At 44.3% G+C, this 13,087-nt stretch carries 14 protein-coding genes; 5 read left to right on the forward strand and 9 right to left on the reverse strand.

The window, feature by feature from the left end:
• The first annotated feature begins 124 nt into the window (after window positions 1-124).
• Both IGJ12_RS13225 and IGJ12_RS13230 read left to right on the forward strand, forming a co-directional pair.
• Window positions 125-994, forward strand: coding sequence for a Cof-type HAD-IIB family hydrolase (locus IGJ12_RS13225; protein WP_086297929.1), 870 nt, complete (start codon window positions 125-127; stop codon window positions 992-994).
• Between the two features lie 39 nt (window positions 995-1,033).
• Window positions 1,034-1,555, forward strand: coding sequence for an LURP-one-related/scramblase family protein (locus IGJ12_RS13230; RefSeq protein ID WP_005228514.1), 522 nt, complete (start codon window positions 1,034-1,036; stop codon window positions 1,553-1,555).
• Window positions 1,556-1,559: 4 nt separating this feature from the next.
• On the opposite strand, the gene IGJ12_RS13235 is transcribed toward IGJ12_RS13230, so the two are convergent.
• Window positions 1,560-2,126, reverse strand: a complete 567-nt coding sequence (locus tag IGJ12_RS13235; protein WP_005234129.1) for a GNAT family N-acetyltransferase — start codon at window positions 2,124-2,126, stop codon at window positions 1,560-1,562.
• Between the two features lie 93 nt (window positions 2,127-2,219).
• The gene (gloA2, locus tag IGJ12_RS13240) at window positions 2,220-2,597 is read right to left on the reverse strand and encodes an SMU1112c/YaeR family gloxylase I-like metalloprotein (protein ID WP_005234127.1); all 378 of its coding nucleotides are present in this window, start codon (window positions 2,595-2,597) and stop codon (window positions 2,220-2,222) included.
• Window positions 2,598-2,732: 135 nt separating this feature from the next.
• Between gloA2 and nrdI the strand changes: the two genes are divergently transcribed.
• Together nrdI and IGJ12_RS13250 are read left to right on the forward strand one after the other, a co-directional pair.
• Window positions 2,733-3,182 carry a class Ib ribonucleoside-diphosphate reductase assembly flavoprotein NrdI gene (nrdI, locus tag IGJ12_RS13245; protein ID WP_429969699.1) on the forward strand — a complete coding sequence of 150 codons (450 nt, stop codon included), beginning with the start codon at window positions 2,733-2,735 and terminating at the stop codon, window positions 3,180-3,182.
• 41 nt (window positions 3,183-3,223) lie between these two features.
• On the forward strand, window positions 3,224-4,873 hold the full coding sequence (locus tag IGJ12_RS13250) for a MutS-related protein (RefSeq protein ID WP_086316512.1): 1,650 nt from the start codon (window positions 3,224-3,226) through the stop codon (window positions 4,871-4,873).
• A 67-nt stretch (window positions 4,874-4,940) separates the two neighbouring features.
• Here IGJ12_RS13250 and IGJ12_RS13255 read toward each other — a convergent pair whose 3' ends face one another.
• The 5 genes from IGJ12_RS13255 to IGJ12_RS13275 all read right to left on the reverse strand — a co-directional run bounded on the left by IGJ12_RS13255 (window position 4,941) and on the right by IGJ12_RS13275 (window position 10,775).
• A complete protein-coding gene (locus tag IGJ12_RS13255) occupies window positions 4,941-6,761 on the reverse strand; it encodes an LTA synthase family protein (RefSeq protein ID WP_430619113.1) in 1,821 nt (606 codons plus the stop codon).
• 191 nt (window positions 6,762-6,952) lie between these two features.
• Window positions 6,953-7,777 carry an ammonia-dependent NAD(+) synthetase gene (gene nadE, locus IGJ12_RS13260; RefSeq protein ID WP_016612726.1) on the reverse strand — a complete coding sequence of 275 codons (825 nt, stop codon included), beginning with the start codon at window positions 7,775-7,777 and terminating at the stop codon, window positions 6,953-6,955.
• Between the two features lie 62 nt (window positions 7,778-7,839).
• Window positions 7,840-9,306 (reverse strand): nicotinate phosphoribosyltransferase, encoded by a 1,467-nt coding sequence (locus IGJ12_RS13265; protein WP_429969698.1) that lies wholly within the window; start codon window positions 9,304-9,306, stop codon window positions 7,840-7,842.
• 244 nt (window positions 9,307-9,550) lie between these two features.
• Window positions 9,551-9,907, reverse strand: coding sequence for a DUF1827 family protein (locus IGJ12_RS13270; protein WP_008380681.1), 357 nt, complete (start codon window positions 9,905-9,907; stop codon window positions 9,551-9,553).
• On the reverse strand, window positions 9,894-10,775 hold the full coding sequence (locus IGJ12_RS13275) for an HAD-IIB family hydrolase (RefSeq protein WP_005234118.1): 882 nt from the start codon (window positions 10,773-10,775) through the stop codon (window positions 9,894-9,896). The genes IGJ12_RS13270 and IGJ12_RS13275 overlap by 14 nt, the downstream gene beginning before the upstream one ends.
• Before the next feature lie 114 nt (window positions 10,776-10,889).
• Between IGJ12_RS13275 and IGJ12_RS13280 the strand changes: the two genes are divergently transcribed.
• Complete coding sequence (locus IGJ12_RS13280) at window positions 10,890-11,663, forward strand: MerR family transcriptional regulator (protein WP_086316513.1); 774 nt, start codon at window positions 10,890-10,892, stop codon at window positions 11,661-11,663.
• A 60-nt stretch (window positions 11,664-11,723) separates the two neighbouring features.
• Here IGJ12_RS13280 and IGJ12_RS13285 read toward each other — a convergent pair whose 3' ends face one another.
• Both IGJ12_RS13285 and IGJ12_RS13290 read right to left on the reverse strand, forming a co-directional pair.
• Window positions 11,724-12,641: a LacI family DNA-binding transcriptional regulator gene (locus IGJ12_RS13285; RefSeq protein WP_008380675.1), complete on the reverse strand. Its 918-nt coding sequence runs from the start codon at window positions 12,639-12,641 to the stop codon at window positions 11,724-11,726.
• Between the two features lie 13 nt (window positions 12,642-12,654).
• A complete protein-coding gene (locus IGJ12_RS13290) occupies window positions 12,655-12,918 on the reverse strand; it encodes a hypothetical protein (RefSeq protein ID WP_005228502.1) in 264 nt (87 codons plus the stop codon).
• Window positions 12,919-13,087 lie beyond the last annotated feature (169 nt).

Genomic DNA, 13,087 nt, shown 5'->3' on the forward strand with positions numbered 1-13,087 from the left:
CTCCTTTGTTTTCTTCTAGGATAACAAATCCCTCCCCTTAGAAACAAGAATTACTCTTCGAAAGAAAAAAATCCGTGATTTATGGTACACTATTTGTAGAAACGATTAAGAAAGGACGCTGACAATGATCAAATTAATTGCTTCTGATATGGATGGTACGCTTTTAAATGCCAGTATGCAGATTTCAGAAGAAAATATCCAAGCAATCAAATATGCCCAATCCAAAGGAATCGAATTTATGGTCGCAACTGGCCGTAACCGTAAAGAGGCATTGCCGCCGCTGCAAGAAGCCGGGATCGACTGTGCAATGATCACCTTGAATGGGGCCCAAGTCTATGACGAAGCGGGTAATTCATTATTTACTGTGCCGATCAGCCATGAACAAACTCGTTCGTTGATCGACCTACTAAAAGAAAACGACATCTATTTTGAGATCTCAACGAGCAATGGGATCTATTCGGAAAGTCAGACACGTCGGATCGAAAATTTTGCGATCCATACGGCAGAAGCAATGCCCCATTTAACCCATAAGATGGCGATTGCTATGACAGCTGCCCGTTTAGAATTTTTACCGATCAATTATGTCGATGATTTCAGTGAGTTGTTTTCGATCGAAGAATTAGAATTTTTGAAAGTGATCTGCTTCCACCAAGACGGTGCCCGGGTATTGGGTCCTATCACGAAAATCATCGATGGGTACGGCGATCTAGTGGTGACTTCTTCTGGACAAAACAATATTGAGATCAACCACCGAAACGCGCAAAAAGGAATCGCAGTGGCACATGTCGCCAAAGATCGGATGATCTCACTGGCGGAAGTGATGACGATCGGTGACAACTTAAATGATGTAAGTATGCTGCAACTGGCAGGCGTTAGTTTTGCAATGGGAAATGGCGAGTTAGAGGTAAAAGAAGTCGCGAAGTATTTGACGGACACCAATATTGAGGCTGGTGTCGGCAAAGCAATCGTTCGGGCAATTGATGAAAATCTTTAAACCACGCAGCTTTTTGGGGATACATGAGGAGGCGTAAGTATGTCAGAATTTTTCATCCAAGATAGGCAACTTAGCAGAGTCACACGAACCATTGTCAAAGATGAAACAGGCAAATCACTATTTTTGATGGTGGGACGTTGGGGAACCAAGGGCGATGCCCTCTCCCTTTACCGTTTAAATGGGCAAATGGTCGCTAGTATCAAACAAATCAGCTTTACTTTTGGTACACGCTTTGAGATCTACAAAGACTTTGAGAAAGTCGGTACACTGCAAAAAATCTTTAACTGGCCAGGTGATTTCTACTATATCCAGCAGCTTCACTGGGCGGTCCACGGCGATATCTATAATCATCGCTATGGGATCCATCATTTCAATAAAAAGATTATGGAGATGGACAAAGCGACCTTGTTGACGGGGGATTATTATGTACTGGATGTTGTCGATGACCGGGATGCGCCGGTCTGCATCTGTATTGCGGCCGTCATGGATTACTGGCTGTACAATCGGCACCGCAAAAAAGACCATCCTCTTGAGCTTCGACTAACAAATGGAACCAGCTGAAAAATCAGCTGGTTCTTTTTTGCATATGGTCGTAAAGATGGCCACTGATCTCTCTTTGGGCCACGACTTCAAATCCGTGCTTTTCATAGAGCCGCTTCGCATGGGGATTTGCTCGGTCAACACTCAAGCCGATCACCTCATAACCATCTCTAGAAGCAATTTTCGGCAATGCTTCTAACAAGGCTGAGCCGACGCCTTTGCCCCGAAATTTCTCAGCCACACAGATGGTATCTAAGTACCATTCATTTGGTAAAGTCTCTTCATCGATAAACAGCTTCATGTCTTTACTCAAACCGTACTGTTCCAGCACTTTATCTAGAGGCTGATCGATCGTCGCCTCTTCTTTGTCTGGATATCCAAAGGCGACGCCAGCAACTTCTCCGTCGATCTCATTGACTAGCGCACGGCGAAAGCCGTAACGATAATCGGGTTCTAGCATGGCATCTGCCAAGATCTCTAAGGTCTTGGCTTCTCCGATCTCTTTGACAAACGGCAATTCCATGTCCTTTAAAATGACTAAAACGAGTTCAGCCATGACAAAACGATCTTCTTCTTTTGCAAATCTTATCACGTTTTTTCCTCCTTGCTTCTATACATAGAATAACAATTCTCTCAAGAAAAACCAAGTTGAATCGACAAAGGATCAACACAAAGTCTTCCTTGTTTATTCATGTAATTCCAACGGCAAGCCGTCTGGATCTTGGAAAAAGGTCATCTTCTTATTGGTGAAGGTATCAAAACGAATCGGTTCGCACACAATCCCTTTAGTGGCTAACTCCGCTACGACTGCTTCAATATTTTCCACCGCAAAGGCCAAATGTCGCAAGCCGGCTGCTTCGGGAAAACTTGGTCTTGCTGGTGGGTTTTCCACCACAAACAGTTCTATTTCTGATTCCCCAAAGCGCAAGTCGATTTTTACATCTTTCTTTTCTGGGCGCGCATGTTCACGAATCACTTCAAAGCCTAATTTTTCTACATAAAACTCTTTGGTCTGTTGGTAATTACTAGCGATGATCGCCACATGATGCATTTTTGAAAACATTATTGCCACTCCTTTGTATTGGACTCCTCTCTCAGTTTAAAGCCTTTGGCTGCATTTTACTAGAAAAGACTGCCGAAGTTCTCCTCTTTTCATAAATGGTTTCTGTTATACTAGAAAGCGGAAGGTGATGAAAAAATGAAACTACTTTATATTTCAATCTCTGGAAATACCCGTGCATTCGTCAACCGCTTGTTGGCCTATGCAGATCAGCAAGACACACCGAGCACTTGGGAAGCCAAAGAAATTCATGACAATAGTGTCTTTGAACAAGAAGACGAACCTTATGTGGTTTTTGTCCCTACCTATTTAGAAGGTGGAAACGGCGTCGATAACGGCGATCAGGAGATCCTCACAGAAACCATGCGGGAATACATTGACTATGAAAACAACGCCGCTCTTTGCTTAGGCGTGATCGGCAGCGGCAACAAAAACTTTAATTATCAATATTGCTTGACCGCAAAGCAATATGCGGAACAATTTTCGATCCCGTTCTTAGCGGATTTCGAGCTGCGAGGCACGTCACAAGATATTGAACGGATCTATGCTTGTTTAAAAGAAATCGATCCTGCCCACAGCAACACTTAGCTTTAGCCAGCATTCATTAGCCATTAGGAGGACTTTTGCATATGGAACCACAAACGATGGTCATTTTGATCATACTCGCCAGCATTCTCATCTTGACCGCACTAGATATCTGGAATCGATACAAAGTACGCCGTTACGTTCGGCTTGCTTGGGGAAAACTTCCCCGTCAGCCCCGCTTTGATAAAGAAGCGAGTTTGAAAAAAGCTTGGCTGACTGAGAAGAAGTTTCACGATTTTGATAGCGAGGTCGATGACATCACTTGGTATGACTTGGATGGCTTTTCGTTGTTTGAGTCCATTAATCTGACGTTTTCCAGTGTTGGTTCAGAAGCGTTGTACCAGCAATTACGCAATTTCCACTTCAAGCCGGACAAACAGCTGACCAAATTGATCGACTTTTTTGCTGCTGACAGTGCCGCACGCGAACAATCCCAATATACGTTTGCTCGTTTAGGAAAACAAGATGATAATTTTTCGAAAGCCTACTTGGCCAATGAAGCGGCGCAATCGATCGGTTCTCTGCCGTTCTTTGTCTTTTTAGGTGTGCTGCCATTAGTCGGCATCTTGCTGCTCCTGCTGGGGATTGTCCAAGGTCTCCTGTTGACGTTGATTAGTGTCGTTTTCAATACGATCTATTACTCCATCAAAAAAGCCAAGCTGGAAACAGAACTGAACAGCATGCGCTATTTGGTTCAAACGATTGCCTGTGGCAGTCAGATCGCTAAAATCAACACGCCCCTCCAAGATGAGATCAAACAATCTTTGTCACCATTAAAGAAGATCACTCGTTTCGCTTTCTCGTTTCGTGCCAAAAACGGCAGCGAAGGAGACATGTTGTTTGAATACATCAATATCATTTTTATGCTGCCGTTTATTTCCTATCAAACGGTCACCACTACTCTGGCCAAACACCAACAAGCAGCCATCGATCTGTGGAATTTGCTGGGAAAATTGGAAGTCGCAGCCGCCATTTTAAATTTTCGCACGTATATGCCCATCACTTGCCTACCGACCTTCCAAACAAGCGGAGGTGTAGAAGCAACGGGTACGTATCATCCCCTTCTGAGTGAAGCAGTCATGAATGATGTCACTTGGAACCACAATACCCTTGTAACTGGCTCCAATGCCTCAGGCAAATCGACATATGTCAAAAGTGTCGCCATCAACTGTATTTTGGCACAAACCATCCAGACAGCAGTAGCTGAAACCTTTACGATGGTTCCTGGTCACGTCATTACCTCGATGGCTGTCGAAGATGATCTATTTGAAGGCGACAGCTATTTCGTGGCGGAGATCAAATCCATCAAACGCCTGCTAGATACCGTTGCCACGAAACAGCGCTGCTACTGTTTTGTTGATGAGATTTTAAAAGGAACCAATACGGTGGAACGAATCGCTTCTTCTGCTAGCATCATCCATTGGTTGCGAGCCTACCCATCATTGGCCTTTGTCGCTACCCATGATATTGAGCTGACTGAAATTTTGAAAAATGATTGCCGCAACATTCATTTTTCTGAACAAGTCACGGAAGATGACGGCATCTCCTTTGATTATAAGGTCAAATCCGGTCCTGCCTTGAGCCGCAACGCGATCGCCCTCTTAAAAGTCATGGGCTACCCTGAAACGATCGTTCAAGACGCCTATGCCGCCGCCAATGATTTTGATCAAAATCGTAAATGGCAGGAATTATAACTTCACACAAACAAAAGCGCCTTATCCCAGTGTCAGTCACAGGATAAGGCGCTATTTTATGTTTCATTTAGTCAAACAAACCAGTCGTTAAACTGTATTGCTCTCCTTGTAGCACATCATATTGGATCAAATTGTAGGCATCATAGATTTCTTGGGCTTCTTTATCCAACGCAAGAGTCGTCTGCCATTGTCCCTCTTGATAATACTGACCCAGTTCAAAAGCCGGCAACTCATCTTGCAAGGCCAACAACAACTGGTAAAACCCGCTGGTTGGTTGATCACTGGCTTCTAATAGGTTCGGCGCAAAATAAAAAGGACTTGTTACTGGTACATCTTCTGGCGCAAAATTCCCTTGCGAATCAACCATCAAAAATTCGGTTTCATGCAGGGCAGCCGTTTCATTTTGATCCTTGATCTCATCGTCATAAATGCCTGGTAAATGATCTCCCCAAAAGACGACCAGCGTTCGCCGATCCAGCTGCTCTAATTCAGCCACAAAGTTTTTCAACGCTGTACTGCTATAAGAGATATCCTGCAGGTAGTTTTCCAAAGAAGCCATATTGCCCGGACCGCTCGCTTGGTAATTCAACGTATCGTATTTGCCAGCATAAGGCATATGGGTCTGCATCGTCACTAAATGGACAAATTGCGGTTGCTGATCGTTTTCCAACAAAGCCAGCACTTCTTTGTAGGCCGCCTCATCAGAGATATAAGGATTATTTTCGATTTTGTCGGTATAGGTCATCGTATCTTGATCGATAAACTGTTCAAACCCCATCACCCCATAGACATCCTTGCGTTTGTACATCGATGTATCGTAAGGATGGATCGCCGTTGCCGTATACCCTGATTGTTCCAAGAAAGAAACCAAGGATGGCAGTTGCGTCAATTTCGGCACTAGCATCGTGTAAGGCGTTGTCATCTGTGGATTCAATAGGCCCATAGCAAAACCAGTCAACGCTTCAAACTCGATGTTTGCCGTACCGCCTCCATAATTTTGCGAAAGCATTTTTCCACTGATGGTTTGATCGGCGACGTGGTAATAGTCTTTCAACGGATCGCCGGTGATCGATAAGCCATTTAAATGGCTCGGGTCGGAAAAACTCTCGCTCATCACATAGACGATATTTGGTGCTTCACTTTCACGGTCTTGATTTTTCTCCGCCGCCTGTGCATTGTAGGTGTCCGCAATCGCTTGGATCGCTTCTTTTGAATACCCCTCAGGCTTCGTCATGGCATCTACCCGCAGGTTGTACAAAAAACCACCGATAAATCCCGTATTGTAGTAGTTCATTTTTTGTGAATACGGAATCCAGAGCGCCGTCTGATTGTAGGCTTTGCGTAAAAGGTTGTTGCTGTCGTTGAAGTGTGAAACATAGACTAAGCCCAGCGAGCATACGACCAGCACCGCTCCTCGCATCACTTGCAAACGCCGGTTTAATTTGCGGCTGCGATAGATACTCCAGCCGATCGCTCCGATCGCCACCAGAGCGAAGAGGATGGCTAAGAAAAAGGCGCCATTGCCGATCATAGTTCGTAGAAGGTCGAATTGAGTGACCATCTTTAAATCATCGGGATAGATTGGTTCTTGGCGATAGACCATCTTCGTGTGATTGGCATACCCTAAGATTCCGATGACGACACTATAAAAGATGCCCCCAATCAGTACCGAACCTGCCAAGCTGGCAAACACCCCATACACCAGCAGTAGCACCCCACAAGCCAAGAAAAACTTTGCTGTATGCCACGAAAAGGCAAATTTCAAGGCTAATTCAACGGAAAGATTGTTTTGATACCATTGCAAATATAAATTACTGAAAATGATCAACAGGACGATGGCGATGCCTTTTAATGCGATCTTCAGATAAGGATGGCTATTTATTTTCACGAAGGAACATTCCTCCTTTTCTACACGTTCTAGGTACCCTCGTATTTTATGCTTTCAAGACAAGAAAGTAAAGCCAGGGCAAGAAGCTTTTGTTATTTTTAAAGAAAGCAACCCTCATAAAAAAGAGTCTAAGGTTTCTTGCCCCCTAGACTCTTCTTTCTATCCGAATGGAACTCAATCACTGGTTTCGTTTATTTCCAAAAATCGTCAAAAATCGTGACCGGCAAGTGGCGTTTATGTTGCGTTTTGTTCCACCAGTTTTCAATGGTTTGTTGGGCTTCAGCCGCAATTTCCTTGCCTTCTAAATAGTCATCGATGTCGTTGTAGGTCACTCCTAAAGCTGCTTCATCTGCAACTAAAGGTTTGCCGTCTTCCAAGTCCGCAGTTGGGACTTTTGTATACAATGCTTCTGGTGCGCCTAAGTATTGCAAGAGTTGGCGGCCTTGGCGTTTGTTTAAACGAAACAGTGGTAAGATATCGGCACCGCCATCGCCGTATTTCGTAAAGAAGCCGGTGATATTTTCAGCAGCGTGATCCGTACCCAGAACAGCTCCTGCTTTTTCACCCGCAATGGCATATTGCGTAATCATCCGTTGACGGGCTTTGATATTGCCTTTATTAAAGTCAGAAACCGCTAAGCCTGCTTCTTCCACCGCTTGCACTTGGGCATCGACGGCGGCTTTGATGTTTACCCGCAGCTCAATATCTGGTTTGATAAATTCAATGGCTTTTTTTGCATCTTCTTCATCTGCTTGTTCCCCATAAGGTAAGCGTACCCCTATGAACTGATAGTTGGGATTCCCGGTTTCACTGCGCATTTCCTCCATCGTCAATTGCGCGATCCGGCCAGCTAATGTCGAATCTTGCCCACCACTGATCCCCAAGACAAACGTATGCAAGAACGAATTCTTTTGCAGATACGCCTTTAAAAAATCAATACTCTTACGAACTTCTTCTTTCGGGTCGATGGTCGGTAAGACTCCTAATTCTTTGATAATTTCTTGTTGCATGGTCATAGAAACGCCTCCTCTTATTTTTTGAAGCAGCTGACTGATCCTAGGACCAGCGCAGTTGCGGATTACAAAATCGCGCCATTGGTTTGTTTACGTACTTTTTCAATCGTCCGCATTTTATGATCCCAACATTCTTGCGAGAGATCAACTGGGTACTTCTGTGGATTCAAATCACGTTTGTACTCATCCCAAAGGGAATCCAAGCAATTCGTCGCATAGGCTTTGACGTGTTCTAAGTCAGGTACTTGATACACTTGCTGGCCATCTACAAAGATATCTTGCAACAATGGTCGCGCATCAAAGTTCGTCACTGTTTTGTTGATAAAAGTGTGAACAGGATGGAACATGAACAGTTCGTCTGCTGCTTGCGGATTTTCTTCCCATAGCGTGACATAATCGCCTTCTGACTTGCCGTCCGATTTACGGGTGATCCGCCAGACTTGTTTTTTCCCAGGGGTCGAAACCTTTTCGGCATTGCTGGATAATTTGATGGTGTCGATCATTTCTCCCTGCTCATTTTCGATGGCAACCAGTTTATAAACCGCACCTAATGCCGGTTGATCGTAAGCGGTGATCAGCTTGGTGCCGACACCCCATACATCGATTTTCGCCTTTTGCATTTTCAAGCTTAGAATCGTATTTTCGTCTAGATCATTGGAAGCATAGACTTTGGCTTCCGTGAATCCCGCTTCATCCAACTGTTCACGGACTTTTTTCGAGATATAGGCCATATCGCCGCTGTCGATCCGCACACCTAAGAAATTGATCTTATCCCCCATCTCTTTGGCCACACGAATCGCATTTGGCACACCTAAACGCAAGGTATCATAGGTATCGACTAAGAATACGCAATCTTTGTGGGTTTGGGCATACGCCATAAATGCATCATAGTCATTGCCGTAGGATTGCACGAGGGAATGGGCGTGGGTTCCGCTGGCTGGGATGCCAAAAATCTTCCCTGCCCGCACATTACTCGTCGCATCCGCTCCGCCAATATAAGCCGCTCGGGTCCCCCAAATGGCTGCATCCAATTCTTGTGCCCGACGTGAACCAAATTCCAACAAGGGATCCGTGCCGATCACGGATTTGATGCGGGCAGCTTTCGTGGCGATCAAGGTTTGGAAATTGACCATATTCAGTAGCGCTGTTTCGATCAGCTGCGCTTGTGCTAACGGCCCTTCTACTTGAATGATTGGTTCATTGTTGAAGACTAAATCGCCTTCTAACGCTGAACGAACGGTACAAGCAAACTTGAACTCCTTTAGATACTCTAAAAAGGCTTCTGGGTAGCCGCCGATTTCTCGCAAGTAGGTAATATCCGTTTCTGAAAAGGATAAATCGTTCAAATAATCGATCAAACGTTCCAGACCGGCAAAGATCGCATAGCCATTTTCAAAAGGCATGTCACGGAAATAGCATTCAAACACCGCATTACGATCGGCTCTGCCTAACTCCCAATAGGTTTGCATCATGTTGATTTGGTAGAGATCGGTGTGCAGCGTCAAGCTGTCATCTTTAAATAATTTCTGCATGTTCTTACTCCCTCTAGCTTACTTCTTCTCATTATAGCAAAAAAAACACAAAAGACAGAAAAACTTGTTTTTTCAAAAAAAAGTTGGGCTTTTGCCAGTACAAGGCAATCCATCTGAGAACAAATTGCTCCAAAGCATGGGTCAGCCTCCTACTTATTGCGCATTATTTGCGCGCTCGTATAAGGTCGCCCCTTTGTTCAACGTTTGATTGCTCTTGCAACATGCATGTCCCAACTTCTTTCAACTAGTGTTCTTTCACAGGCAATTGAACAAGAATGACATCTTTTCTCGGTTTAGAAAAGGTGATGCCTCTTGCTTCCATTTCTTTACGAATATTGATATTGACGGTCACGTCTTTGCGATCGACCTTCAGCAAACGATGAATCGCTGTATCGACTTCTTCCCGACTGATTTTCTTTTTATTGTTGATCAATACTAAAGAAATCGTATCAAAACTATCCACATAGAGAATCTGCGTCCGATCAAGCGAATACAATTTATAGTATTTGATCGCTATTTTGTCGAATAGATACTTGGAGATGTTCGGGTAAAAAGTTTCCATATTTAGATTTTGGTTTACTGGGGTTTCAATCAACTTCATGCACAACATCCTCTCTCGAAACTAATTCTGTTAAAATAAAGCGGCCAACACCGCCGTCTTCCGCGCGCTCAATGGTTCGATCACAAACTGCTTTGATCGCTGGGCTGGCATTTGCTACAGCCAAAGAAACATCCACCGCTTCAAACATCGCAAGGTCATTTTCACCATCACCGATCCCGTAGCTTTTGGCAGCGGGAAAAGCTTCTAAAAAGCTACGGATCGCCGCACCTTTGGTCGCCAATGGATCAACGATTTCCAGTGTTTGGACAAAGGATTGAAAAATCGCTGCCGTTTCTGACTGGATCATCGCCCGCAGCCGTTCTCTTTTTTCGTCTGACGCTTCCATCAGTTCGATTTTGATGACCTTTATCTCTGGATGTTCCTTCATAAACTGCAACACGTCGTCTTTATGAAGGCATTCGTTGTAGAAGAACTCGTATTTGTAGTCAGCGATGATTTGCCCTCGCTCCCCTAACTCCGCGAGTAACTGCTTACGGCTTTCTTGAAATTGCGCTTCATACAAATGCGCTTGTGGGGAAATGATGCCATGGTCAGTATGTAAGAAATAAAAAACCGCTTCTGTCTCTAAGATACCAATCACTTGTGCCAATGTCTTATAGGGTAAGGTATGCGTCAAAACAGGCGCTTCTCCTTTTATCATCAGACCGGCGCCGTTTCCGAAAATCACATCGCAGGAAAGGCCTTCTTCCGCCATCATATCTTGAACAAGCTCAAATCCTCGCCCTGTGACAAACACAAAGTGATCCCCTTGGGCTTGCAAACAACGGATGGCTTCTTTATTGATCTCATGAATCGGGTGCCCCATTTCTTGAAACGTCCCATCAATATCAGAAAAAACTATTTGCATCTTATCTTCCTTTCTTTGTTATAATTATAGCACATTTTAAAAAACGCAAAAAAATTTTCTTGACTTTGTCGTTACGTCAACCTTTAGGATACAGGTGTAAGGAGGGAAAAGCCGATGGAATATACGATCAGTGCCTTAGCCAAACTGTCAGGAGTCAGCAGCCGTACCCTGCGGTATTATGATCAGATCAAGTTGTTACAACCGCAACGCACCAACTCAGCTGGTTACCGTATCTACGGGAGACAGGAAGTCGATCGCCTACAGCAGATTTTGTATTTTAAGTCTTTTGGGCTGTCATTAGAAACGATCCGCGGGATCTTGGATGAGCCGCAAGCATCGATCCAAACGGTCTTGTTGCAGCATTACCAACAGCTTTTACAAGAGCGAGCAGCCCTGGACAGTCTTTTGACCACCTTAGCGCAAACAATTGATTATTATGAAGGAGAAAAGACGATGACCGATCAAGAGAAATTCAGTTATTTTAAGAAACAAAAAATTCGTGAAAACGAAGCAAACTACGGTGCCGAGTTACGAGAAACCTACGGTGAGGAGATCATCGAAAAAAGCAACCAAAAGTGGCAGCAGATGACCCAAGTCGATTATCAAGCACTGACCGACAACGAAAACCGCTTATTGCAGCTGTTAAAAGAGCTATTGACTGAAAAGGAAGGGAAACGAATCCCTTCTGACAAAGCCCAAATGGCTTTTGCTGCACATCAAGCATGGCTCAAACAAGCAGCACCCTTTTACTCAGCAAAATATCACCGATCTTTAGGGGAAATGTACGTTCAAGACGAGCGTTTTACCGCCTATTACGATCAAAAAGCGGGCGTCGGCAGCGCCCAGCTGTTGAAACAGATCATTGACCATTACACCGAATCCCATTAAAAAAACGATGCGCAAGCACTGCCCGCTCAGGGGCTTTGTTTGCGCATCGTTTCGTCTATGCTATCGTTTGATGAACTCATAGGGCATGCGATAGTTGCCGCTTTTTTCCATTATCGCCAATTGGACGGCAGTCTCCCCGCAAGCTTGCAAGTGATGATCGATCGTTGAAAGCTGTAGCAGCTCACTGATGTATAAATTGTCCCGTCCAATCACGAGCCATTCTCCCGGCGCCTGTGACTGGATCCCAGCAGCAACATGATCCCCATTGGTGAAAATCGCTTCGACCCCTTTATCTGCAAAATAAGCAGCTGCTTCTTTGCCATCTTCTTCCGTCAAACAATCCCAAAAGATCAAGTCTTCGGAAAAAGTCGAAAAATAGTCATGAGCCAAACGGACCGTGATTTTTGAATTGCTGCTGAGCTTGCGGCTGCGTCCCAATGTCACGCCAATTTTCTGGATACCTTGTTCCTTAAAATACGTAAAGACTTCTTTGATCGATTCCTCTCGATCAATATAGGTGCAACCGTCAGTCAAATACGAGATATTCTCACAAAAGACGATGCGACCGTAAGAACGATAAGGCAATAAGGTTTCGATCGGATTCGCCCGCGAGGCAATGATCAAGGCATCAAAGCTTTTCGCCGCAAATTCTTGCAAATACGCTTCCTCTACTTGCGGATCATAGTTCGTGGCTAAAAGCGTAACCTTATAGCCCCGAGCAAACGCTGCTGTTGTGATGCCGCTCAATAATCGATCAAAATAGGGATGATTGACAAACGGTAGGATCACACCGATATTTTTGGTTTTACCAACACTCAACGCTCGTGCCGTGTAATTTGGAATATAGTTGACCTCTTTCATGACAGCCAGGATCTTGCGACGCTTTTCTTCACTGACATACGGATTGTTGTTAATGACTCGTGAAACTGTGGAGACCGAATAGCCGGTCAAGCGTGCAATATCCCGAATGTTTGCCATGACTCACTGCTCCTTAAACGAATAATTGTTCTTTCATATAGTCTATCACACTTAACCCACATGTATAAAATTCATAGTAATCATTGTGATGAATAAAACCGATCCGCTGAGACCCGAAGTGTTCATCACATGTCAAATGACTGATCTCATCCACCGGAATTTCTACCAAGCGTTCTTGAAAGAACCCTTTTGGTTTCGTCAATACCAATTGTTGTCCATCAAAAGCCAACGTTACATAACAACATTCCGCACCATTCTTCTTCATGTACGTATTCATTTTTTCATCCCGCCTTCCTTTTTATGAATCAAGCATACTGTATGAAACGCGTCTCAGAGCAAGTCATTTGTTTCACTTTTTAACAAAAACCGATCGACTTTCATGTGAATTACTTCGCATATTTTGCTTTTGTTGGTACAATAAAAAGAGAACAGTGCGAAAGGAAGCG

This window comes from Enterococcus sp. DIV0802b (assembly GCF_050543535.1).
In the GTDB taxonomy this organism is placed as follows: domain Bacteria; phylum Bacillota; class Bacilli; order Lactobacillales; family Enterococcaceae; genus Enterococcus_D; species Enterococcus_D entomosocium.